The organism is Microvirga splendida (assembly GCF_016427565.1).
GTDB classification, from domain to species: domain Bacteria; phylum Pseudomonadota; class Alphaproteobacteria; order Rhizobiales; family Beijerinckiaceae; genus Microvirga; species Microvirga splendida.
In genome coordinates this window covers 1-22,113 of record NZ_JAELXT010000001.1, presented here as the reverse complement: position 1 = coordinate 22,113, position 22,113 = coordinate 1, and the positions used below count along the sequence as shown (strand labels likewise).

19 protein-coding genes are annotated in these 22,113 nt (G+C 63.1%); 11 read left to right on the top strand and 8 right to left on the bottom strand.

What is annotated here, in order from left to right; genetic code table 11:
- Positions 1-88 precede the first annotated feature (88 nt).
- Positions 89-1,081 carry a sialic acid TRAP transporter substrate-binding protein SiaP gene (locus tag JAO75_RS00095; protein ID WP_199045565.1) on the bottom strand — a complete coding sequence of 331 codons (993 nt, stop codon included), beginning with the start codon at positions 1,079-1,081 and terminating at the stop codon, positions 89-91.
- Positions 1,082-1,278: 197 nt separating this feature from the next.
- Here JAO75_RS00095 and JAO75_RS00090 point away from each other — a divergent pair, with 197 nt between their 5' ends.
- The 3 genes from JAO75_RS00090 (at position 1,279) to JAO75_RS00080 (ending at position 4,578) form a co-directional block, all read left to right on the top strand.
- Positions 1,279-1,947, top strand: a complete 669-nt coding sequence (locus JAO75_RS00090) for a GntR family transcriptional regulator (RefSeq protein WP_199045563.1) — start codon at positions 1,279-1,281, stop codon at positions 1,945-1,947.
- Complete coding sequence (locus JAO75_RS00085) at positions 1,944-2,624, top strand: GntR family transcriptional regulator (RefSeq protein WP_199045561.1); 681 nt, start codon at positions 1,944-1,946, stop codon at positions 2,622-2,624. Before JAO75_RS00090 ends, JAO75_RS00085 begins: the two co-directional genes overlap by 4 nt.
- 67 nt (positions 2,625-2,691) lie before the next feature.
- Positions 2,692-4,578: a bifunctional sugar phosphate isomerase/epimerase/4-hydroxyphenylpyruvate dioxygenase family protein gene (locus tag JAO75_RS00080; protein ID WP_199045558.1), complete on the top strand. Its 1,887-nt coding sequence runs from the start codon at positions 2,692-2,694 to the stop codon at positions 4,576-4,578.
- Between the two features lie 5 nt (positions 4,579-4,583).
- On the opposite strand, the gene JAO75_RS00075 is transcribed toward JAO75_RS00080, so the two are convergent.
- The 3 genes from JAO75_RS00075 to JAO75_RS00065 form a co-directional block, all read right to left on the bottom strand.
- Entirely contained in the window at positions 4,584-5,354 is a 771-nt protein-coding gene (locus JAO75_RS00075) for an SDR family NAD(P)-dependent oxidoreductase (RefSeq protein WP_210340121.1), read from the bottom strand.
- Positions 5,355-5,433: 79 nt separating this feature from the next.
- Positions 5,434-7,068: an acyl-CoA synthetase gene (locus JAO75_RS00070; RefSeq protein ID WP_199045556.1), complete on the bottom strand. Its 1,635-nt coding sequence runs from the start codon at positions 7,066-7,068 to the stop codon at positions 5,434-5,436.
- Between the two features lie 34 nt (positions 7,069-7,102).
- Positions 7,103-7,918 (bottom strand): IclR family transcriptional regulator, encoded by an 816-nt coding sequence (locus JAO75_RS00065; RefSeq protein ID WP_199045554.1) that lies wholly within the window; start codon positions 7,916-7,918, stop codon positions 7,103-7,105.
- 343 nt (positions 7,919-8,261) lie between these two features.
- On the opposite strand from JAO75_RS00065, the gene JAO75_RS00060 reads away from it, so the two are divergent.
- From JAO75_RS00060 to JAO75_RS00035, 6 genes are all read left to right on the top strand, one after another.
- The gene (locus JAO75_RS00060; RefSeq protein WP_425523132.1) at positions 8,262-10,142 is read left to right on the top strand and encodes a TRAP transporter large permease subunit; all 1,881 of its coding nucleotides are present in this window, start codon (positions 8,262-8,264) and stop codon (positions 10,140-10,142) included.
- 52 nt (positions 10,143-10,194) lie between these two features.
- Positions 10,195-11,205, top strand: a complete 1,011-nt coding sequence (locus JAO75_RS00055; RefSeq protein WP_199045550.1) for a TRAP transporter substrate-binding protein — start codon at positions 10,195-10,197, stop codon at positions 11,203-11,205.
- A gap of 91 nt (positions 11,206-11,296) precedes the next feature.
- The gene (locus JAO75_RS00050) at positions 11,297-12,100 is read left to right on the top strand and encodes an SDR family NAD(P)-dependent oxidoreductase (protein WP_199045548.1); all 804 of its coding nucleotides are present in this window, start codon (positions 11,297-11,299) and stop codon (positions 12,098-12,100) included.
- Positions 12,101-12,111: 11 nt separating this feature from the next.
- Positions 12,112-12,993: an alpha/beta fold hydrolase gene (locus tag JAO75_RS00045; RefSeq protein ID WP_199045546.1), complete on the top strand. Its 882-nt coding sequence runs from the start codon at positions 12,112-12,114 to the stop codon at positions 12,991-12,993.
- 21 nt (positions 12,994-13,014) lie between these two features.
- Positions 13,015-13,872, top strand: a complete 858-nt coding sequence (locus JAO75_RS00040) for a PPC domain-containing DNA-binding protein (RefSeq protein WP_199045544.1) — start codon at positions 13,015-13,017, stop codon at positions 13,870-13,872.
- 146 nt (positions 13,873-14,018) lie between these two features.
- The gene (locus JAO75_RS00035; RefSeq protein ID WP_199045542.1) at positions 14,019-14,675 is read left to right on the top strand and encodes a dioxygenase family protein; all 657 of its coding nucleotides are present in this window, start codon (positions 14,019-14,021) and stop codon (positions 14,673-14,675) included.
- Between the two features lie 29 nt (positions 14,676-14,704).
- Here the strand turns inward: JAO75_RS00035 and JAO75_RS00030 are convergent, their stop codons facing one another.
- Entirely contained in the window at positions 14,705-15,418 is a 714-nt protein-coding gene (locus tag JAO75_RS00030; protein ID WP_199045540.1) for a DnaJ domain-containing protein, read from the bottom strand.
- Positions 15,415-16,143 (bottom strand): vWA domain-containing protein, encoded by a 729-nt coding sequence (locus tag JAO75_RS00025; protein WP_199045538.1) that lies wholly within the window; start codon positions 16,141-16,143, stop codon positions 15,415-15,417. The genes JAO75_RS00030 and JAO75_RS00025 overlap by 4 nt, the downstream gene beginning before the upstream one ends.
- Positions 16,144-16,662: 519 nt before the next feature.
- On the opposite strand from JAO75_RS00025, the gene JAO75_RS00020 reads away from it, so the two are divergent.
- Positions 16,663-17,286: a LuxR C-terminal-related transcriptional regulator gene (locus tag JAO75_RS00020; protein ID WP_199046269.1), complete on the top strand. Its 624-nt coding sequence runs from the start codon at positions 16,663-16,665 to the stop codon at positions 17,284-17,286.
- A 76-nt stretch (positions 17,287-17,362) separates the two neighbouring features.
- Complete coding sequence (locus JAO75_RS00015; RefSeq protein ID WP_199045536.1) at positions 17,363-19,993, top strand: hybrid sensor histidine kinase/response regulator; 2,631 nt, start codon at positions 17,363-17,365, stop codon at positions 19,991-19,993.
- Positions 19,994-20,189: 196 nt separating this feature from the next.
- On the opposite strand, the gene JAO75_RS00010 is transcribed toward JAO75_RS00015, so the two are convergent.
- Both JAO75_RS00010 and JAO75_RS00005 read right to left on the bottom strand, forming a co-directional pair.
- Positions 20,190-21,509, bottom strand: coding sequence for a TadG family pilus assembly protein (locus JAO75_RS00010; RefSeq protein ID WP_199045535.1), 1,320 nt, complete (start codon positions 21,507-21,509; stop codon positions 20,190-20,192).
- The gene (locus JAO75_RS00005) at positions 21,506-21,883 is read right to left on the bottom strand and encodes a TadE/TadG family type IV pilus assembly protein (protein ID WP_199045533.1); all 378 of its coding nucleotides are present in this window, start codon (positions 21,881-21,883) and stop codon (positions 21,506-21,508) included. The genes JAO75_RS00010 and JAO75_RS00005 overlap by 4 nt, the downstream gene beginning before the upstream one ends.
- Positions 21,884-22,113 lie beyond the last annotated feature (230 nt).

Sequence of the window (22,113 nt, the reverse complement as noted above, 5' to 3'; positions counted from 1 at the left end):
GAGCCGCTCCCCTTTGTGAGAAGGCGCTGGGCCGTATCAGGAAAGCGGCCGCCGGAGCACGATGACCTCGGCGGCCGCAGAGCGGAGTCTACATCGCGTTGATCTTGTCGAGCATGCCCGCCGGCCAGCTCTTGGCGAGATCGGAGGCCAGGTACTTCTTCTGGGCGAAGTCACGGAAGGCTTTCAGGTCGGGCGTGTAAATGTCGAGGCCCTTCTCCTTGAAGAAGCTGGCGAGCTCGGCTTCCTTCTTCAGGTGCTCCTGCGTGCTCCATTCGATCGCCTTGTCGGCAGCGGCCTGGAAGGCGGCCTGCTTTTCCGGCGACATGGCATTCCAGACCTTGTTGGACACGGCCAGGAGATCAAAGCCCACAAGATGCGACGTGAGGGCAATCTGGGACATCACCTCGTAGAACTTCATATTCTGCACGTTCGGCAGCGGATTGTCCTGCCCGTCGATGGCGCCGGTCTGGAGGCCCGTATAGACCTCGGCATAGGCCATGGGGGTCGGGTTAGCTCCAATTGCTGTCCCGAGAAACTGCCAGGCCTCGCCGGGAGGCATGCGCAGCTTGATCCCTGCCATGTCCGCCGGGGTATTGATCTTCTTCTCAGGCTTCAGGCCCACATGCCGGGCGCCGAAATAGGTCGGCCCGAGGATGTGGATGCCCAGCTTCTCCGAAGCCATCTTCTTGAGCTGCTGGCCAACGTCGCTCGCAAACACCTTCTTCAGGTGGTCGGCATCGCGGAAGAGATAGGCGGAGGTGACGATGGACCACTCGGGAATCTGGTTGGAGATATCCTGCGGGGCGATGTTGCCCATCTCGAGATTGCCGCGCTGCATGGCGACCAACTCGGTGCCCTGCTTGAACAGGGTGCCGCCATAGTAGGGCTGAAGGGTGAAGCCCTGGGCTTTCACCTCCTCGCCGAAGCGCTTCATCATCTCGGCCCGGATATCCTGCTCGGAGAAGACGGCGGAGAAACGCAAGTTTGTCGGGGTCTGCGCGGTGGCGGGCCCGGCCGCGCTCCAAGCCAGAAGGGCCGCGCCGGCAGCCATCAGGACGCGTCGATTGATGTCAAATCCCATGATTTCCTCTCCTACAAGTTGCCGCGCATTGGTCTGCGTCTTGGACGGACTATCCCCTCGGACAGACAGAAAATCAATAGTCATTCCCCAAAACATCTGATATTTTGACTTTCAACATATAGACAGGGCTCGGCCGGAGGGGCGAGCGGGCCTGGGAGGGCCTCATTGATGCTGACGCGAGGAAAGGCGATAGCCCGATGAGCATCGAGCTGCTGGCGACATCCATCGCGGATCGGGCCTATGACCGGATCCGGGCCGATATCGTCTTCGGTCGCTTGTCCCCCGGAGCGCGGCTGCGGCTGGACCGGCTGGCTGGCGATTACGGGGCGAGTGTCAGCACCTTACGGGAGATCCTCAGCCGCCTCTCATCGGAAGGCCTTGTGATCGCGGAGGGGCAGCGCGGCTTCCGGGTCGCGCCCGTCTCGCCTGCCGGCTTCGAGGACGTCGCAGCCATGCGGCTGCTTCTGGAGACTTACGCGCTGCCCCTGTCATTTGCCGCCGGCGACCTGGAGTGGGAAAGCCGGGTTGTGGCGGCCCATCACAAGCTCGCCTTCATGGAGCGGCGGATGATGGCCGGGGACCAGGAGGGAACGGAACTCTGGAAGCGCTATGATCGGGAGTTCCACCAAGCCCTGATCGAGGCCTGCGGCTCCCAGACCCTGCTCGATCTGTATGGCGGCGTCTTCGACCAGTATCTTCGCTATCAGATGGTGGCGGTGGTCTTTCGCGGGGACATCGCCGCCGAGGAGCACAGGCAATTGCTGGATTGTGCTCTGACCCGCAATGCCGACCGGGCCTGCGCGGCGCTCACCCGGCATGTGAACGGATGCGTGACCTACACGCTGGAAAGCGGAGCGCTCGCATGACCGACGACACCCTCGTCATCCCGCAGCCCACCACAATCGGCGAGAGCGCCTACCAGAAGATCCGCTCCGACATCGTGTTCGGGCGCCTGCTCCCCGGCAGGAAGCTGAAGCTCGAACGTTTGAAGGCCGATTACGGCGCCAGCATCAGCACGCTTCGGGAAATCCTCAATCGCCTTCACTCCGAGCGGCTCGTCGTCGCCGAGGGCCAGAAGGGGTTTGAGGTGGCGCCCGTCTCCATAGCGAATCTGAGGGAGATCGCGGCGCTGCGGCAGCTTCTCGAATGCCGCGCGCTCGAGCAGTCGTTCCGGGCCGGCGACATGGAATGGGAAGGTCGCGTCGTTGCCGCCCACCATCGGTTGGCCCGGATGGAGGAGCGGATGGCGGATGGCGACAGGTCCCATACCGAGGAGTGGAAGCGGTACGACTGGCAGTTCCACCAGGCGCTCATCTCCGCCTGCGGATCGAAGATGCTGATCGACAACCACGCCGCGGTCTTCGACAAGTACCTGCGCTACCAGATGATCGCCTTGAGCTATCGCGGCGAGATCGCCGCCAACGAGCATGCCCTTCTGCTGGAATCCGCTCTCGCGCGGGATGCGGCGCGTGCCTGCGAGGTGCTGACGCGCCACGTCGCCGGCGGCGTCGAGCATGCGCTGGCCACGGGGACCATCAGCTGACGGCGGAAGAAGCGAGCCGTGCCGGCAGCACGCTCCCGTAAGCCTGAGAGGAAATGGACCAACGAGCATGCGCAAGGCCATCGCCACCGTCTGCCTGAGCGGCAGCCTGACCGAGAAGATCGAAGCCATCGCGGCTGCGCAGTTCAAGGGCGTGGAGATCTTCGAGAACGATCTTCTCTCCTTCAACGGTACGCCCGCCGAGGTGCAGCGCATGATCGAAGGCCTGGGCCTTCAGACCATCACCCTCCAGCCTTTCCGCGACTTCGAAGGCATGCCCGAGCCGCAGCGCTCGAAAGTCTTCGCCAGGGCCGAGCGCAAGTTCGACGTGATGGAAGAGCTCGGTTGCGATCTCCTGATGGTGTGCAGCAATGTCTCGCCGGACTCCCTTGGCGGAATCGAGCGTGCGGCGGCGGATTTTCACGAGCTCGGCGAGCGCGCCGCCAAGCGCGGCATGCGGGTGGCCTTCGAGGCCCTGTCCTGGGGGCGGCACATCCACGACTACCGCGACGCCTGGGAAGTCGTGCGCCGTGCGAACCATCCGGCGGTCGGGCTGGTGCTCGATTCCTTTCACGTGCTGGCACGCGGAACGGACCTGTCGGCGATCCGGTCGATCCCGTCGGACAAGATCTTCCTCGTGCAGATGGCCGACGCGCCGAAGCTCGACATGGATTACCTGTCCTGGAGCCGGCATTACCGCTGCTTTCCGGGGCAGGGGGACCTGCCCGTCGACGCATTCATGGATGCGCTTCACGCGACGGGCTTCGACGGACACCTGTCCCTCGAAATCTTCAACGACCGCTTCCGGGCGGGCTCCGCGCGCAGCGTTGCCATCGACGGTCAGCGCTCCCTGATCGTCATGCTCGACGAACTCCGGCGGCGCAAGGGTGATGTTTCTCCGGCGGTCGAGGCCCTCCCGCCCAAAGCCCATTGCTCCGGCGTGGAGTTCGTCGAGTTCGCCGTCGACGAGCGGGGTGCCGCCGGCCTCGAGCGGATCCTGGGCGGTCTCGGGTTCCGTAAAGCCGGAATCCATCGCTCGAAGGATGTGACCCGCTGGCGGCAGGGTGACATCAACATTGTGGTGAACGCGGAGAAGGAGGGTTTTGCCCATTCCTTCAACATTACTCACGGTACAGCCATCTGCGCCCTGGCTCTGCGTGTGGACGATGCGCCAGGCACCGTCGAGCGCGCCGTCACGCTGCTGGACCAGCCGTTCCAGCAGCCGGTCGGACCTGGAGAGATGAACATCCCGGCGGTTCGGGGACTTGGAGGAAGCATTCTCTATTTCGTGGACCGCAAGACGGGATTGGACCGGCATTGGGATGTTGATTTCGAGCCTGCCGACACGGAAGACTTCACCGGAGCCGGCTTGCGCTCCGTCGATCACGTTTCCCAATCGATGCATTATGAGGAGATGCTCACCTGGCTCCTGTTCTATGCGTCGCTTCTGGATGTGCGAAAGACCCCGGTGCAGACCGTCATCGATCCGGGCGGCGTGGTGCAGAGCCAGGCGATCGAGACCCCCGACGGCTCGCTTCGTCTGATCCTCAACGCCTCTCAAAGCCAGCGCACTTTGTCGTCGCGCTTCCTGAGCGAGCTGTTCGGGTCCGGGGTGCAGCACATTGCGCTTGCAACCGACGACATCTTCGCAACCGTCGAACGGCTCAGGGCGAACGGGGTCGATCTCCTGCCGATCCCCGAGAACTACTACGACGACCTTGAGGTGAGGGCCGACCTGTCCGCCGACGACATGGAGCGGCTGCGGGCAGCCAGCATCCTGTACGACCGCGAGGGAGCCGCCGAATACTTCCAGGTCTACACCACGACCATGGGAGGCGGCTTCTTTTTCGAGATCGTGGAGCGGCGCAGCTACAAGGGTTATGGGGCTGTGAACGCCCCCATCCGCCTTGCATCCCAGGCCCGCCTGGCCTCCGACATGCTTCCGCCAGGGCTCTAAAGTGATCAAGAATTCTTGTCTTCACTGACCAAAAGGCCTGCGGCCGTGAAGCCACCGTCGATACAGATCGTCTGACCCGTGATGAAGCCTGCTTTCCTGTCGTCGAGCAGAAAGACCGCCATGCCGGCAATCTCGGACGGCTTTCCGTATCGCCGCTGAGGAACTCTTTCGATCCACTGGGCTCGGATCTCCTCGGTGTGGATCTCGCGCACGAGGGGCGTGTCGACGGGGCCTGGCGCAATGGCGTTGACGCGCACCCCCGAAGCTGCAAGCTCCACGGCCATGACCTGCGTCATCGTGATCACCCCGGCTTTCGAGGCGCCATAGGCTACCCTGCCGATATTGCCGCGAATGCCGGACACCGATGCGATGTTGACGATGGCGCCGCTGCCGCGCTCGCACATTCGCTTGGCGATCTCGCGGGAGGCCACAAAGCTCCCCACGACGTTGACGTCGAGAATCCTGCGGAACAGCTCGGCGCTGGTGTCGAGCGCGGCCACATCCTTGGCGATGCCGGCGGCGTTGACCAGGCCCGTGACCGGGCCGATTTGCGCCTCGCACCGCTCGACTGCCTGCACGACCGCGGCCTCGTCCGCGATATCCAGCTGCAGGAAATGAACGTCACGATCCGACCGTGCGAGCGCCTTTCGGCTCTGGTCGATGTTCCGCTCGTCACGGTCCGCGATGATGGCGCGCCAGCCCTGATCGAGCACTGCTTCGGCGATGGCGAAGCCTATGCCCGAGGCCCCGCCTGTGACGAACACTGTCTGCTGCATGGATATCGCGCTCCTGCTCTAGGGATGCTCTCGCCTTGCCTGCTCACCGGCGCACGTCGTTCAAACGGTATCGCGACATTCATTGTCGTTGTGCAGAAACCTCGGCGTGATCGGTGGGCTGGAGGCAGCCTTTCGTCTCCAGTTCTTCACGAATGGTCTTCTTGGTGATCTTGCCATAGGCCGATTTCGGCAGGGCATCCCAGAAGAAGACGCGCTTCGGGAGCTTGTAGCGCGCGATCCTGCCGTCGAGCCAAGCAAGGAGCTCGCCCTCGCTGAGCGTCTGATCCGGCCGCAGGGCGCAGACGGCCACGCCGGCCTCGCCCCAGGTCCTGTCGGGCACACCCAGCACGGCGACCTCGGCAATGGCCGGATGGGTCAGGATCTTCTCCTCGATCTCACGCGGATAGATGTTGGAGCCGCCCGAGATGTACATGTCCGAGGCGCGCCCGGTGATGAAGAGGAAGCCTTCCTCGTCGACATGGCCGAGATCGCCGGTTCTGAACCAGCCGTCCCGGAAGGCTTTCGCGTTCGCGTCCGGGTTGTTGTAGTAGCCGGCGAAGACCGCCGGTCCGCAGACGCAGATCTCGCCCGTCACACCCGCCGGGACCTCACGCCCCTGATCGTCCTGGATCGAGACCTGCATGCCCGTGCGCTCGTAGCCGCAGGTTCCCACCTTCACACCGGGGCCGTCCTCCGGGTCGTGGAGCGCGGCAGGCAGCACGGTGATGTTGCCGGTGACCTCGCCCAACCCGAAATACTGCACCAGCACCTTTCCGAGCTTTTTCAGCGCGTGCTTCTGGTCCTCCCGATACATGGGAGCGCCGGCATAGATCACATAGCGCAGGGACGAGTGATCGTGCGCGTCGACCGAGGGGTGCTCCGTCATCAGCTTCAGGATGGTGGGCACCGTGAACATGCTCGTGATGCGCCACCTTTCGACCAGGCTCCACGCTTCGCCGACGTCGAAGCGTTCGCTCGACAGCAGCACCGTCTTGGCGGCCCGCGCGACCTGCACCAACTGATGGACGCCGGCACCGTGGGACAGCGGCGCGACCACCAGAGAGGCGTCGGCATTGGTGGTGCCCGGCATCAGGTCGCAAAGGTGGTTGGTGATCACGAACGCCATCTGGCCATGGGTCAGAACGGCGGCCTTGGGGCGTCCTGTCGTTCCCGAGGTGAAGAAGAACCAGCAGGGATCGTCGTGCTCCACCGCCGCTTCCGGCGCCGGTTGCTCCCTGTGGCGCTCGACGAGATCGTCGTAGCTTTCGCCAAAGGCCGAGCGCCCGATGGAGATCAGGCAGCGAATGCCCGGGACGGCTTCACGAATTCTTTCGGCATGGTCGGGAAAGTCGCCGTGACAGATCATGGCCGAAGCGCCGCTCGCCTGAGCAAGGTAGGCGACCTCGTCCGGGGTCTGCCGGAAGTTCGTCGGCACCCAGACGGCGCCGAGGCGGAAGCAGGCGAACATCGACTCGAACATCTGGTTGCAGTTCTTGGACTGCACCAGGACGCGGTCACCTTTCCGGATCCCTTTTGCGGCAAGCGCCGCCGCCATGGCATCGACGCGCCGGTCAAGCTCTGCCCAGCTCCATGTACGCTCGCCCCAGACGAAGCCGATATCCTCGCCGTGCCGGCGTGCTGCCTGGCGCAGGATGTGGGACAGATTCATGACCCGCTTCGTCACAGGCGAGATCAGGGGAGTGCTGCTGTTCATGGAACTCGTTCCGAATGGACGGGGCGGTGGGGAGTCATGGCCAGGCTCCCGCAGGCATAAACATGTTGCGGAGCTTGTTCTCGACACTCTCGACTTCTTTTCTGAGATGGCGGGCGAGCTCCGGCTGCCGTCGGTCGCTCATGCGGCTGTCGATGGCCGCGAGGCTCAGCGCGCCGGCGATGCGCCCGTCCGGGAACCTGATCGCAAGGCCGAGGCCCCAGGAACCGGCAACGATGCGGCCGGGATTGAGCGCATAGCCCAGGCGGCGGGCAGTGGCGATATCATCCCGGATCTGCTCCGCCGGATAATAGGGGTACTGGGTTTCGAGAACCCTCCTGTTCGCCGCGAGGATGGTCTCCACCTCGTCATCGTCGAGAGAAGACAGCATGGCGAGGGAGCCAGCGCCGATGCCGAGGGGATGCTGGTTTCCAACCTGCAGGGCGTGTGTGCGCACGGGATAGGTGCCTTCCTCCCGGTGCAGACATACGGAATAGTTGCCGCGCCTCACGGACAGAAAACTCGTGTCCATCGTTGCATCGGAGAGATTGCGCAGGCTCTCGAGCGAAAGCTCGAGCAAGCCATGACGGCGAGACGCGAGTGTGCCGAGCACATAAGCTTCCTCGCCCAGAAAGTACCGGCGTGTTCGCGCCTCCTGCTCCACGAGGCCTGCGCGCATCAGCGCGAGGAGCAGCCGCCGCACCGTTGGCTTGTTGAGGCCGCTCTCCTCGACGATGCCGCTGAGCTGCACGCCGTGTTCCGCTTCGCGTCCGACGAGTGCCAGCAGGCGCAGAGCCCTGTCCACGCTCTGAGAGCCTGACAGATCCCCGTTCGACAAGGAGGCATCATCCATGGTCCAGATCCATTGTCGGTCCACATGATGGACCGGAATTCCCAGCCACATCCTTGTTCCGAGGCTAAATTGCTTCGGTCCGTGTTGCAATGGTCTGTAAGATGTGTATCTTTTTCGCGTCCATTGCGAAACAAAGATCCATAAGATGGACCTGCAGCAAGACAATTATTGCTGCCAAAAGATGCGGGAGGAGGCTGATGATTGTTGAGGGAGCCGGCATGAAATCCTCTCAACCTTGCTCGCAGGCCGTGCCGGCTCATCGGAAGGAGCGTGAGATGTCGCGACACACTCGAATCCGCTCATCCCTGAGCAGCAGAGCGCGCCGCCAGGTGGCATGTTGAGCATGGAGAGCAACGTGCCTGCCGCCAGCGGTATCGCTGCCCCGCTGTCAAAGGTTGAAGAGCCCACATCGCCCCGTGTCGGGGCGCTGCTGATCCGCCCGATCGAAGCAGTATCGGCTCTGCTTCTCTGTGTCGTCATCGTGCTGCTTCTGGCAGGCGTTGCCTCCCGCTATGTATTCTCCTACCCGATCATCTGGATCGACGAGGTGGCGTCGATCTCGTTCCTGTGGCTTGCCATGCTGGGCTCGGCTATCGCCATCGACCGGAACGAGCATCTCCGGCTGACGCTCTTCACCGGAATGTTCCCTAGAAGTTTGCAGGGGTTCATCCACACCCTCGGCCTCGTCCTAACCGCGACATTCCTGCTCGTGATACTGCAGCCGGCCGTCGAGTACGTGATGGAGGAATGGTACGTCACGTCGGCGGCCCTCAACATCCCCAACAGCTTCCGGGTGTCGGCCATCGCTTTCGGCATCTTCGCCATGCTGGGCTTCATCGTGTCGCATGCGGTGAAGACATCGAGCCTGCGCGACCTTGCAGCTTCGGTGGTCCTTGTCGCAGCCCTGGTGGGTGTGCTCTGGCTTCTCTCGCCCACGCTGCTGAGGCTCGGCAATGTCAACATCCTGATCTTCCTCGTCGGCGTCGTTGCCCTGTGCCTGGTCATGGGTGTGCCGATCGCATTCTGCTTCGGCATCGGCACCCTGGCGTTCCTGGCCTTCAGCACGCGCGTGCCGATCTTCGTCATGATCGGGCGCATGGACGAGGGCATGTCGAGCCTGATCCTGCTGTCGGTGCCGATCTTCGTGTTCCTCGGCTGCATTCTCGATGCCACCGGCATGGGAAAGGCCATCGTCGAGTTCCTCGCCTCCCTGCTCGGGCACGTGAAGGCCGGCATGTCCTATGTGCTGCTGGGCTCGCTCTTTCTCGTTTCGGGAATTTCCGGCTCCAAGGTGTCCGACATGGCCACCGTCGCCCCGGCGCTGTTTCCCGAGATGAAGCGGCGCGGCCACAAGCCCCGGGAGATGATCGCGCTGCTGGCCACGGGAGCGGCCATGGCCGACACGGTGCCGCCCTCCATCGTGCTGATCGTGCTCGGTTCGGTCGCCGGCGTGTCCATCGCCGGATTGTTCACGAGCGGCTTCATCATCGCCATGGTGCTGCTCGCCGTCCTCGCGGCCCTTGCACGCATCAAGGCTTCCGGGGAGCGCCTTGGCGACGTGCGGCGTGCGCCGCTGCGGACCATATGGCGCACGATGCTGATTGCGGCGCCGGCGCTGGTGCTGCCATTCCTGATCCGGAGTGCGGTGGGCGGCGGCGTCGCGACGGCCACCGAGGTCTCCACAATCGCGGTTCTCTACGCCCTCATCATCGGCATCTTTCTCTATGGGGGCATCGGGCTGCGCAAGTTCTACGACATGCTCGTGGAAACGGCTGCGCTTTCCGGCGCGATCCTGCTGATCCTCGGCACGGCGCTCGCCATGGCCTGGGCGCTCACCCAGACGGGCTTCGCTCAGCAGCTCGCGACCCTCATGGCCAGTCTGCCCGGCGGCTGGATCATCTTCATGGCCGTGACCATCGTGGTGTTCCTACTCCTCGGTTGCGTGCTGGAGGGCCTGCCCGCCATCGTCCTCATGGCGCCGCTCATGTTCCCGATCGCCAAGAACCTGGGCATCAACGACATCCATTATTCCATGGTCGTCGTGACGGCGATGAATATCGGCCTCATGGCGCCGCCCATCGGCATCGGGTTCTACATCGCCTGCAAGATCGGCAACGTCTCGCCGGACGAAGCCATGGGGGCCATCTGGCCTTACATTGGGGCGCTGCTCGTCGGCCTCGTGCTGATCGCCGCGATCCCGGCGCTGTCAACCGCGTTCCTGTGATGCGGAGGCTCGCCACAAGTTGCCTGACACAACAAGCAAGAGGGAGAGAAACATGATCATTTCACGCCGCACCCTGCTGCAGGGCACCGCCTCCGCCGCCCTTGTGGGCAGCTTCGGGGCTCGGGCTCAGTCGGCCGAATTCACCTACAAATATGCCAACAATCTGCCGGTTACGCACCCGATGAACCTGCGTGCGAAGGAGGCGGCCGACCGGATCAAGCAGGAGACGGGCGGACGGGTCGAGATCCAGATCTTCCCGAACAACCAGCTCGGCTCCGACACGGATATGCTGAGCCAGGTTCGGTCGGGTGGCGTCGAGTTCTTCACCCTGTCGCCGCTGATCCTCTCCACCCTCGTGCCGAACGCCTCCATCAGCGGCATCGGCTTTGCCTTCCCGAACTACGATGCCGTCTGGAAGGCCATGGACGGCGAACTCGGAGCCTATGTCCGCGGCCAGATCGAGAAGGCGAATCTCGTCGTCATGGACAAGATCTGGGACAACGGCTTCCGCCAGATCACGAGCTCGAGCAAGCCCATCGCGACGCCCGAGGATCTCAAGGGCTTCAAGATCCGCGTCCCGGTCAGCCCGCTCTGGACCTCCATGTTCACGGCCTTCGGTTCGGCGCCGGCCAGCATCAACTTCGCGGAAGTATATCCGGCCTTGCAGACCGGCGTCGTCGACGGCCAGGAGAACCCGCTCGCCATCATCTCGACCGCAAAGCTCTACGAGGTGCAGAAGAACGTCTCCATGACCAATCACATGTGGGACGGGTTCTGGTTCCTGGCGAACCGCCGCGCCTGGGAGCGCCTGCCGGAGGACCTGCGGGCCATCGTGGCGAAGAACCTCAACCAAGCCGCCGTCGCCGAGCGTGCCGACGTGGCGAAGCTGAATGCCGGTCTCAAGGACGACCTCATGGCCAAGGGCATGGTGTTCAACGATCCGGATCCGGCGCCCTTCCGCGAGGCGCTGCGCAAGGCCGGCTTCTATGCCGAGTGGAAGAAGAAGTACGGCGATGAGGCCTGGTCGATCCTCGAGAAGGCGGTCGGCGGCAACCTGAGCTGATCTGCAAGCTGACCTCATCCTCGCGGCCGGCGACATCCGCCGGTCGCATTCTGCTTTCTGTCGAATGCGCATAAAGGCGCTGGAGAGCCTCATGGTCGACCGCCTCAAGGGAAAGACGGCCATCGTTTTCGGGGCTGGATCCTCGGGAGACGGTTGGGGCAACGGGAAGGCCGCGGCCGTTGCCTATGCACGCGAGGGAGCCCACATCGCCTGTGTCGATCTCGTCTTGGAGGCGGCGCAGGAGACGGCATCGATCATTGCCGGGGAAGGCGGCGAGGCCGTCGCGGTTGCTGCCGATGTGACCGACACGGATTCGGTCGCGGCAGCGGTCGCTCAAGCCATCGAGACCTTCGGGCGCATCGATATCCTGCACAACAATGTGGGGGTGACCCACATGGGCGGCCCCGTCGAGCTGACCGAGGAGCAGTTCGAGGCCGCGCTGAAGCTCAACATCGGACCCGTCTACCGCACGGCCAAGGCCGTGATCCCGCACATGCTGCGGCAGGGTGGAGGCGCCATCGTCAACATCTCCTCCCTCGCGGCGATCCGCTGGACGGGATATCCCTACTTTGCCTATTACGCCACCAAGGCGGCGGTGAACCAGGCGACCGTGGCGCTCGCGATGCAATATGCCCGGCAGGGCATCCGCGCCAACTGCATCATGCCGGGCCTCATCGACACGCCGCTGATCTATCGCCAGATCTCGGGGCAGTACGCGTCGGTCGAAGACATGGTGGCGGCGCGCAACGCGGCTGTCCCGGTCGGACGCATGGGAACGGCCTGGGACGTAGCCCACGCGGCGGTCTTCCTCGCATCCGACGATGCACAGTACATCACGGGCGTCTGCCTGCCGGTGGATGGCGGGCAGAGCTGCGCCGTCTCCGAATTTCGCTGAGGATGACGGTTATGGCATTCGCGACCACGAGCGACGGCATCCGGCTCTTCTATGAGGCCGCCGGAGCGGGCACGCCCATCGTCTTCGTGCACGAGTTCGGCGGCAACCATTGGAGCTGGGAGCCGCAGGTCGGCTACTTCTCCCGCAGGCACCTTTGCGTGACCTTCTCCGCCCGCGGCTATCCGCCATCGGATATCCCTGAGGATGTGGGGCAGTACTCCCAGGCCCGCGCGACCGATGACATCATCGACGTCATGAACGCGGCCGGGATCGAGAAAGCTCATCTGGTCGGCCTCTCGATGGGGGCCTTTGCCTGCCTGCATGCCGCCCTGCGCTATCCCGATCGCATCCGGTCCGCGGTCATCGCGGGAGCGGGGTACGGCTCCGAGAAGGCGCATCAGGAGTTCTTCCGCCGCAATTCCGACCAGGTGGCGCAAGGCTTCGAGGAACGCGGCGCGCGAGCGTTCGCACCCATCTATGGGGAGAGCGCCTCGCGGGTGCAGTTCCAGGAGAAGGACCCTCGAGGCTGGCGGCTCTTCGTAGAGCGGATGGCGCAGCATTCCGACAAGGGCGCCGCCAACACCATGCGCGGCGTGCAGATGCGGCGGCCGTCGCTCTACGATTTGGAGGCCGAACTGGCGGCCCTCGAGGTTCCGCTGCTCGTGGTGGTCGGCGACGAGGACGATCACTCCATCCAACCGGGCATCTTCCTCAAGCGGACGGCGCCGCGCTCCGGCCTCGCCATGCTTCCGAAATCCGGCCATACCTTGAACCTTGAGGAGCCGGCGCTGTTCAATCAGCTCCTGACGGAATTCATCACCCGGGTGGAGGCGGGGCGCTGGGGTCCGCGGGATTCGCGCGCCGACCCGAACCAGATCATGCGGGCGGATTAGGACGCGGGAGAAGGGCCGATCATGAGACGCATCGATCATCCGGGACCGGCTGCTGCGGATCGTCATGCCGCCGTGCCCGGCGCGGCGGTGCCGCTCCGCTTCGTGCTGACGCCCGGCCTGACGATTGATGAGGCCGTCGCCGCGGGCATGCGGGAGGCCGGCTGCATCGGCGGCTTCGTGGAGTTTCGGGGCGGCCGCTGCGAACCGTTCCGGTATGTGATGCCTGCCGCATCGTCCGATCCACGCTACGTCGCCTGGTACAGCGACACATTTGAGCCGGCCGGGCCGGTGGATGTGACGCGCGCATGCGCCATCGTCGGTGTGCGGGACGGAAAGACCTTCCTCCATTGCCACGGCATCTGGAACACGGCCGAGGGACAGCGGATGGGCCACATGCTCGCTCCCTTTTCCACGGTCGCGGAACCCATCGTGGTGACGGGCATCGGCTTCAGGGATGCGACCTTCGAGGCCATGCCCGACCCGGAGACGAACTTCACCCTCTTCGAGCCGGTTCGGCATGCCCGAGCAGGCTCCCCGGAGGCAGGTGTGCGCGTGCTGCTTGCCAAGGTTCGCCCCAATCAGGACATCAGCCTCGCCATTGAGGACATCTGCTTCCGGCAAGGTATAGCAAGAGCAAACATCTACGGTATCGGCAGCTTGAACGGCGTGCGCTTCGTCGATGGAACGCGCGTGGATTCATATGCCACCGAGGTCCTGATCCATGCAGGCCACTATGACAATGAGAACAGGCAGGGGCGGGCACGGCTTACTCTTGACGTCGTCGACATGGACGGCGTGATTTCCTCCGGAGAGATCGTCCGGGGTGACAATCCTGTATGCGTCACCTTCGAGCTCGTGATCGAGACAGTCGAGAGGTGAAGCTGCCGCCGGTGCCTTGAGCGTCCGATTCTACCCCTGGGCGCTACCTCCCTCATCACGTTCGTGCGATGCGAGCTGCAGTGAACTGGCCTGCCGAAGCCGATGGCCTATGTTTCCGGGCGGTGATCTGTGCGTGAGGTTCCGCCATGAAGGACCATTCTCTCATCCGTCTGGATCGGCGCTCTTTGCTGATCAAGGCGGCCGTCACGTCAGCCTCTGTCATTGTCCCGAAGAGCCTGCTTGCCGCCGAGCTTGTTCCGACACCAGGACAGACGGAGGGGCCATTCTACCCTATCGAGTTCCCGCCCGACATGGACAGCGACCTCGTGCGGGTCACAGGGCAGGCGGCTCAGGCGCTGGGGCAGGTGATCCACGTATCAGGGCGGGTGCTGGACACGTGCGGGCAGCCGAAGCCCGGCAGCGTGGTCGAGATCTGGCAATGCGATGCAAACGGCATCTATCGTCACCCGCGTGCAGCCGGGCAGGGGCGCATCGACCATGCCTTCCAGGGCTATGGCCGCACCCAGGTGGACGAGCAGGGACAATACCGGTTCCGCACGATCCGGCCGGTGCCGTATCCCGGGCGGACGCCCCACATCCACTTCGCCGTGCACGTACCGGGGCAGGGGCGTCTCGTCACGCAGATGTACATCGAAGGCGAGCCCCTCAACGCGCGGGATGGGGTCCTCAGCCGCATCCGTGATCCTCAGGCGCGCCGCAGCGTGATTGTGCCCCTGGCGTCTGGGCAAGTCCTCGAGCCAGGTGCTCTCCACGGGCGGTTCGACATCGTCGTGGCGGCTTAGAGCTGAGGGTGACCTCCAGCTTCATCCGGTCACCCGCCATGACTTCGCAACAGAAGATCCTTGGCTTGGTTCACGCGGGTTGCGAGATAGGTGGAGCCGCCTTGGTCCGGGTGGAGCTTCTTCATGAGAGTGCGATGGGCCTGCCGGATCTCCTCGGCGCTGGCGCCCGGTTGGAGATCCAGGATCTGGTAGGCCTCATCCGGCGTCATGGCGCCGGATGAGGATTGAGCGTCGGCCCGCGGCTGCTCCTCATTCCGAGCGGCTTCACGCCAGAGAGGAAACCGACGGTCGAGATAGGCCTCCATCAGGCGGACGCCGTCCGTGTCGCCGGCATGACACTCAGCCAGCAGATCCCGCAAGCGTGCCTCATCGAGGGAACCGAGCTGCTGCCCTGCGAAGGCACCGCCGAGGACGGATCCGTCCATCTCCCCGGTATCGTGATCGAGCGTCATCTCGATGAGCTTGGAACGAACACGAGAATTGCTGCCGGACGACCGCTGCGACCCTCCTGCAAGACCGGGAAAACCAGGGCGGCTCCACCCGAGGAGCCAAACTCCAGCGCCTCCGATGAGCAGTGACAGATCGATCCGCCCTCGCACGGCGAGCAGTCCTGCGATGCCGAGAGCCACGATGCCGCCGACGAGTTTGATAAACTTGGCAAGGGCCGCCGGATTCGCATGCGCGACGTTGCTCAGGAAGAACCACAGCACGGCAACCGCTGCGATGCCGTAGAGCAGCATCACGGCTTGCGTCCGGTGATATCGGTGAGCAGGCCGCGAGCCTGCGTGCTGCCTGCGGTCAATCGGGTGAGGCCCTCGACGCCGCCGGTCGCATAGGCGGCGGCGGCTCGCAGGAGTTCCGACAGGGTGTGGGGGGCTCCTGCATCGAACTGCGCATAGGCTCCGCCGCTGAGCCGGGCGATCTCTCGAAAGGCCCGGGCCGCATCGGGATCGTGGCCCTCGTGGAACATGAAGGCCTTGATCCCCAGCAGGCCGAGTTCGCCGGCAACAGCACAGAGATCGTCGATCGACTCCTCCATGGCATCCCCGACATAGACGAGCACTTTCACCGGAGCCTGGCCCGCCTCTGTCCGAACGTGCCGGAGCACCCGCCCGATCTGGGTCTGGCCACCCCGGCAATCGATCTTCGTCATGAGATCGGTAAGAGACCGGGGATCGTTGACCCAGCGAGAGGCGCGGCACTCGCCGAAGCCTCTGAAGTAGACCAACTGCACCGAAAGGCCGCCGGCATCGCCGGCCGCCGAAAACATCTCACTCTGGACCCGACAGGCGAGATCCCAGGTCGGCTGTCTGCTCATGGTTGCATCGAGCGCGAAGACGAGCCGCGCCCGAGGTCCGCGATCCGCTACGGATCCGAGCTGCTTTGCCTTTGCCACAAAGGCATCAACCATCGAGCTCGTACTGCCGGAGGCTGGGGGCGGTCGCGTGATGTCCTTCTTGTCGGCCATTGCATCTCCCTCCGGAACTATGTGGGGCTGCAGGGACCGCCTGTAAATCCCGTAGGGCAGGAGCTTTGCCTAGCACGCGCCGATGGCAGGGCCTGCGATCCAGGCCTCTTCAAACCGTCTTTCACTTCGGAAGAGCCATTCGGACGGGCTTGCAAAATCAGGAGCGCAACGTGCTGTTCCGGTGGAGGACAGAAGCTTCATATGCGAATTTGCAAACCCGAATTGCAACAATGTATATTGAACGCATTGAAACTTTATTTCATACAATATGAGTTGTCTGATATGCTGAAGTTAAATCTCAAGTCTTATTGAAGAGCCTTTCGTAAAAAAATGAATAAGACGGTAACGAACGAATAGTTGATGCCTGTCCGGAGCACCTGAACAGGTGTTCTTGGAAAGAATGCACATAGAGCGAAGTGCTGAAGAATAGCCAAAAACTGGCGGCGTTTCGTTTGTAGTGAGGAGGGTGGCGTGTCGGGGCGTATTGGGCTCATCGCTGATGACGATGCATACTTTCGTATGGCCTTGGGGGCGATCCTCACGCGCAGGTTCGGTTTCTCTGACGTCATTGAAGTGGGGTCGCTCGACGAGGCCTTGGAGCGCTTGAGCGAGGAAACCGAGATTTCAGTAGCCTTGTTCGACCTGTCCATGCCCGGCTTGCGAAGCCCGACGAGCCTTCGGGCGGTGCGTGAGTGCTTTCCGCAGACACAGGTGGCCGTTGTTTCCGGGTCGAGCTCCCGGCGCGACATGCTTCTGGCGCTCGAGGCCGGAGTTCATGGCTACATGTTGAAAAGCCTCAGCATCTCGGAGCTCACGACAGCTCTCGAGGCGGTGTTCAACGGAGGCATCTATGTGCCGCCTTCGCTGGCGGATTTCTCGTCCGATCTTGCCGAAAAGATGAAGGACGTTGCTCCTTCCTTCGAGCAGGGGGACATGCTGGGCCAGTTGACTCCGCGCCAGCAGGACGTCCTCGACCTCCTGGTTCAAGGCAAGACCAACAAGGAAATTGCGCTGGCTCTCGGCCTCGGCGAGGGCACGGTCAAGATTCACATGGCTGCGATCTTCCGCTACTTCGGCGTCAACAACCGTGCGGCTGCGGCCGTTGCGGGCGCTCGTCCTCATCTCAGCCGACAGCATCTCTGATCGGCTGGCGGGTTGAGAGGGGACGCCTTGCATCCTGCCGCTGCCATCGAGTGCCTCTCACCATACGACGGTCCCGATGCGCCGAGACACTAAGCTTCGCCGGCTGCATCACAGTAGCCTGTTCTGGCGCTTCATCCTTATCGGCATCGCAGTTCTCGCACCTCTGATCGGCGCATTGGTGCAGCTCGCGGGCGAGGAGCGCGCCATGGCTGTCGAAGCCACCCGCAAGCGTGCAGAACTGCTCATTTCCTATGCCGTCGAAAGCCAGGACCATGTGCTGGACGAGGCAAAGGCCATCCTGCATTTTCTGGCGGATGCCGAGGAAGTCCGCTCGGCGGGGGCAGAATGCCGCATGTTCCTGAGCCGCTACATGAGGCTGCACCGCTGGGTCACGGGGCTTCGCTACTCTGACGCAGCAGGAAACGAGATCTGCAGCGACCGTATGGGAGGCGCCGAGAGCTTCGACGGACGCGAGTTCCTGCAAGGCGTCGTGCAGCAGGGAAACGGCTTCGCCCTCAGCGACCTCGTGGTCGAGCCGAGCACCGGCGCGCTCCGCATGACGGCAGCCGCTCCGGTCATGCAGGACGGACGCATCATCGGTACCGTGTCGGCAGAGATCAACCCGGGCGTCTTCGAAGAACGATCCCACATCCAGGTCGACCCTGATCTTGATGTCACGATGTTCATCGTCGATCGCAAGGGAACGCTCGTGGCCCACCATCCGCCTCTGGACAGCTTGATCGGAGCCACGCTGACGGAGATTCCGGTCATCCAGAAGGCCATGCAGGCCCCGCGTGAAGCCTCGGAATATCCCGATCTGGCCGGAACGCCGCGCCTGTTCGCCTTTCGGGAGCTGCCCGGCACAGGGGCTGTGCTGGCCATGGGAATCCACCGGGATTCCGTGGTCACCCCGATAGAAGTGGCACTCCGCTACCGGTTGGTGCTGATCACGCTTGTCGTCGGCGGTTCGCTCCTTCTCGGCATGCTCGGTGCAGAAAGCTTCTTCTTTCGCCCCCTGCGCGGTCTGGTCCACACGGCAGAGGCGTTCGAGTATGGGGATTTCGGATCTCGCGCTCCGCGCCGCGGTGCCGGCGAGGTCAGGATCCTCGCTCGTGCCCTCAACCGGATGGCGGATGCTGTCGCCGAGCGGGAGAACGAGCTAAGGGCAGCCAGAAAAATGGCCGAAGAGGCGCTGAGCCGCGCCAATACTGCGAACCAGGCGAAGACGGACTTTCTGGCGTCCATGAGCCATGAGATCAGGACGCCGCTGAACGGCATCATCGGCTATACCGAGCGGCTGCTTGAGGAAACGCTTCCTCCGCGACAGCATCGCTATGCCGAGCTGATCCAAGTCTCCGCCTCCGCGCTGCTGACGGTGGCGAACGACGTGCTGGATTTCTCCAGCATCGAGGCGGGTCAGATCAAGCTGCAGCTTGAACCCTTTTCGATCGTATCGCTCGTCGACAACACCGTCTCAATCGTGAGCAGCGGCGCAGAAACCAAAGGCGTTCCCATCCAGATCGACATGGATCGAAATCTTCCGGCGATCCTGCTGGGAGACGAGGCGCGCCTGCGCCAGATCCTGCTCAATCTTCTCAACAATGCCGTCAAGTTCACGCGAGAGGGGCACATCACGGCTCGCGTCGAGCATAAGGGGCGTTCCGAGGCAGGCGAGGTGGTGCGCATCTCGGTCATCGATACGGGAATCGGTATCCCCCTGGAAAAGCAGGGCCGGCTATTCAAAAGGTTCTCGCAGGTCGATCCGTCAATTCGGCGAGAGTTCGGCGGAACCGGCTTGGGACTTGCCATCTCCAGGCATCTCGTCGAGCTTATGGGAGGACAAATCGGGGTGGAAAGCCACGAAGGCAAGGGCTCGGTCTTCTGGATCGAGATTGCCATGCCGCAGGCCGATGCTCCCTCCATTCGACCGTCCCGGGCGGATGCTCTCCCAATCGTGGCTCCTTCGCGGATCCTGCTCGCCGAGGATATCGAGATCAATCAGGAACTCGTGCGCACGCTCCTCAACGAGGCGGGTCATGACGTCGACGTCGTGTCCAGCGGAGCCGAGGCCGTGGCGGCCGTGCAGGCAAAAGTTTATGACGTTGTCCTCATGGATATCCAGATGCCCGGCATGGACGGTATCACGGCCATGCGTGAGATCCGCGCGTTGAAGTCTCCTGCACGCCGGGTGTTCATCGTCGCCACGACGGCCAATGTTCTGCCGCAGCAGGTGAGAGGCTTGCGGAAGGCCGGCTTCGACGACCATATCGGCAAGCCGATCCGACGCGCCGATCTCCTTGCGAAGCTGAGTGAATGGCGGCCTATGCAGGGAAGGGCTGTTCCTGCGCAGGACGCCAAGAACAGGTCGAGATCGCATTGCGATCAGGGTGGCTTCGAGGAGTTCAGGGCCATGTTCGGCGATGAGAGGGCCGGCCAATGGCTGGACAGGTTGGATCGCCAGCTCAGGAGCTCCTTTGCCGGCCCTGATGCCGACGCTCTGGAGCGCGATCAGGTCGCCAAGGAAGCACACGCGGTCATCTCGCAAGCGGCCCTCCTGGGATTTCCCGAACTCGCCGATCTTTGCGCATCTCTCGAGCAAGCCTGCCTCGGCGGCGGCGATATAGCCGTCCCTCTGGAAAAGGTATGCTGCGAGACCCTGCAGGTTCGCGAGCGAATCGCCGGGATGAAACGTCTCGTCTCTGTGTGACGGATTGTTCCATCCGCTCCGGCCCGTGTTGGCACGATCCGAGATCAGACACTCGAATGAAGCCTGAGACCGGAGGCTCTGACGGGCAAAAGAAAAGATCGGACGCGCAACTCCATGCACGTCCGATCTTTTGCGCCTCGGTTCGCTGAGGAGCGCTGGAGCTCCTCAGGCAAAAGTCGTTGCAGCAGTCTTAATCCTACATGACGATGCGGGAGCGTACCGTATGGGGCGGCAGGGGACATAGGGATGCGTCCGGGCCCGTCACGCTGCTGTTCGATACGAGGCTGGGGTCTGCATCGATGTTGATCCGGCTGGCCACGATCATGAGGCAGGATGGCGCTGCGCTCAGGGAGCTGTTGCCGCTGATGTTGAGCGTCCCCTCAGGCAGGTAAACGGCCCCATTGAGCGATGCGTTTACATGCGAGCCAATCCGGTGCAGACCGCCATAATTGCGATCCTGGAAGAACAGGATGCCGGCATGCGAACTCTCGGATGGGGCTTTCAGGTCGATATTGGCCCCGTTCTTGAAGTCCAGCACCGCATCGGTACCCGTCAAGTAGATGGTCACCCCGTCGCCCTTCAGTGTCGCGCCGTCTTCGACGGTTAGCTTGCCGCCTCTCATGGTATAGACACCGGGTGGGAGGGTGACGACGGAACCGGCACCGATGTGGAGCCCGCCGCAATAGACGGCATTCTGAATCAGGTCCAGGACTTCGCCGTTGATAGGAGGCTTGTTGGTGAACAGGCACTCATCCCCAGAAGTAGGTGGGGGCGGAAGGTCGGCGAACGGGTCCGGCAGGACGGTTTTGCAGCCGGCACCGGGCATCGGGTTGATCGCGCTGTTGCTCTTCTGGACGTAGCCGCCGTTGAGGCAAACCTCGGCGGCCGTGATCTGCGAGTCGGAATCGGTTGTCAGACCATTGCTGGACGCCGACTGAACGTGAACCGGGCATTCGCCCATCTCGATCTTGGCGTCCGCGCCGATCTGCAGTCCCACGCCGGTTTCGGCCAGGGCATTGATGCAGGGCAGCGCGTCGAACTTCGTTGCCGTGGCAGTTACTGCAAGGTCGCCTAGCGTGTCTACGCCGATGACGCGGCCGAAGATGGTCGGCACGGCATTGCCTTTCGAGGTCGTGCGGCTGGCCGTCACCCGGATCGCATTGGCAGTTTGCCAGTAGGTTCCTGGCGTGAATGTCTGTGTCTGCTTGTCCCAATGGCCGAATTGGATGTCTTCGGAGGTGACGACCGTGCCGGATGGCGCTCCTTTGAGGTTCTCCTCTGCATAGGTCAAGGCTGCCTGGATGGCCCTGTCCTTGTCCGGCATGGCACTGGCCGCGGCTGCCGCGGCTGCCTGGGCCGTCGTCAGCAACTGCTCCTTTGCCGTAAAGGCACTCATCGTATCGACGGAAACGGCGGTGATGCCCAGCAACGAGATCAATGCCGGCCCGACGAGGATCGCGGCCGCGCCGCTTTCGTTCTTCTTGAATGCGCGTCCTAGTCTGCGGAAGCCCCTCATGAGCTTACCTCCCGATGCATGGTGACCTTGGTGGAGAGAGTGACGAGACGAAACAAGCCGAAGGGCTGGAACTTGGATAGCTCCGTGGCCGGAACGACAACGTCGACGATGACCTCATTGTCGATAGGGTTCGCTCCGGACTCGAACGTCACGGCTGCCGTGACGGCAGGAGAACCGATCGACTCGGCCATCCGGCTTATGATGAAGTTCTCGGCCTCTTCGCGGGTAAACTCGCCGATGGCTGCGGCGCGGGCTGCCTGGCGACCGATATGCTCCATATTGCCCCAGGTGTAGAAGAGAAGGCTCCCTTCCGTGATTGCACCGAAGATGAGGATGAGCGCCGGGGCTACGAAAGCGAATTCGATTGCGCTCACCCCGCGCTCTTCTCTCGCTCCCGAGACAAGTCGGCACCACATTGAACGCAGACATAGGCGCATGTCAGAGATCTTCACTACTTGCAGGGAAGTCAGTCATCCACAATGCAGATTACTATGGATTCTCAAGAGGATGTATTCGGCTAAACGACCTAGGCTCAGGACTCGTTAATTGAGGTAGAAGGCCACTGAGGCAGCGATGCAGATGGCCGAGAAGAAGGTGTGGGCGC

Excerpts from the sequence above, each read along its gene's own strand:
- JAO75_RS00065 (WP_199045554.1), bottom strand. The coding sequence starts at position 7,918 with ATGGATGATGCCTCCTTGTCGAACGGGGATCTGTCAGGCTCTCAGAGC.
- JAO75_RS00060 (WP_425523132.1), top strand. The coding sequence starts at position 8,262 with ATGGAGAGCAACGTGCCTGCCGCCAGCGGTATCGCTGCCCCGCTGTCA.
- JAO75_RS00095 (WP_199045565.1), bottom strand. The coding sequence starts at position 1,081 with ATGGGATTTGACATCAATCGACGCGTCCTGATGGCTGCCGGCGCGGCC.
- JAO75_RS00015 (WP_199045536.1), top strand. The coding sequence starts at position 17,363 with ATGCGCCGAGACACTAAGCTTCGCCGGCTGCATCACAGTAGCCTGTTC.
- JAO75_RS00070 (WP_199045556.1), bottom strand. The coding sequence starts at position 7,068 with ATGAACAGCAGCACTCCCCTGATCTCGCCTGTGACGAAGCGGGTCATG.
- JAO75_RS00050 (WP_199045548.1), top strand. The coding sequence starts at position 11,297 with ATGGTCGACCGCCTCAAGGGAAAGACGGCCATCGTTTTCGGGGCTGGA.
- JAO75_RS00010 (WP_199045535.1), bottom strand. The coding sequence starts at position 21,509 with ATGAGGGGCTTCCGCAGACTAGGACGCGCATTCAAGAAGAACGAAAGC.
- JAO75_RS00085 (WP_199045561.1), top strand. The coding sequence starts at position 1,944 with ATGACCGACGACACCCTCGTCATCCCGCAGCCCACCACAATCGGCGAG.
- JAO75_RS00090 (WP_199045563.1), top strand. The coding sequence starts at position 1,279 with ATGAGCATCGAGCTGCTGGCGACATCCATCGCGGATCGGGCCTATGAC.
- JAO75_RS00035 (WP_199045542.1), top strand. The coding sequence starts at position 14,019 with ATGAAGGACCATTCTCTCATCCGTCTGGATCGGCGCTCTTTGCTGATC.
- JAO75_RS00040 (WP_199045544.1), top strand. The coding sequence starts at position 13,015 with ATGAGACGCATCGATCATCCGGGACCGGCTGCTGCGGATCGTCATGCC.
- JAO75_RS00045 (WP_199045546.1), top strand. The coding sequence starts at position 12,112 with ATGGCATTCGCGACCACGAGCGACGGCATCCGGCTCTTCTATGAGGCC.
- JAO75_RS00075 (WP_210340121.1), bottom strand. The coding sequence starts at position 5,354 with ATGCAGCAGACAGTGTTCGTCACAGGCGGGGCCTCGGGCATAGGCTTC.
- JAO75_RS00055 (WP_199045550.1), top strand. The coding sequence starts at position 10,195 with ATGATCATTTCACGCCGCACCCTGCTGCAGGGCACCGCCTCCGCCGCC.
- JAO75_RS00025 (WP_199045538.1), bottom strand. The coding sequence starts at position 16,143 with ATGGCCGACAAGAAGGACATCACGCGACCGCCCCCAGCCTCCGGCAGT.
- JAO75_RS00020 (WP_199046269.1), top strand. The coding sequence starts at position 16,663 with ATGGCCTTGGGGGCGATCCTCACGCGCAGGTTCGGTTTCTCTGACGTC.
- JAO75_RS00080 (WP_199045558.1), top strand. The coding sequence starts at position 2,692 with ATGCGCAAGGCCATCGCCACCGTCTGCCTGAGCGGCAGCCTGACCGAG.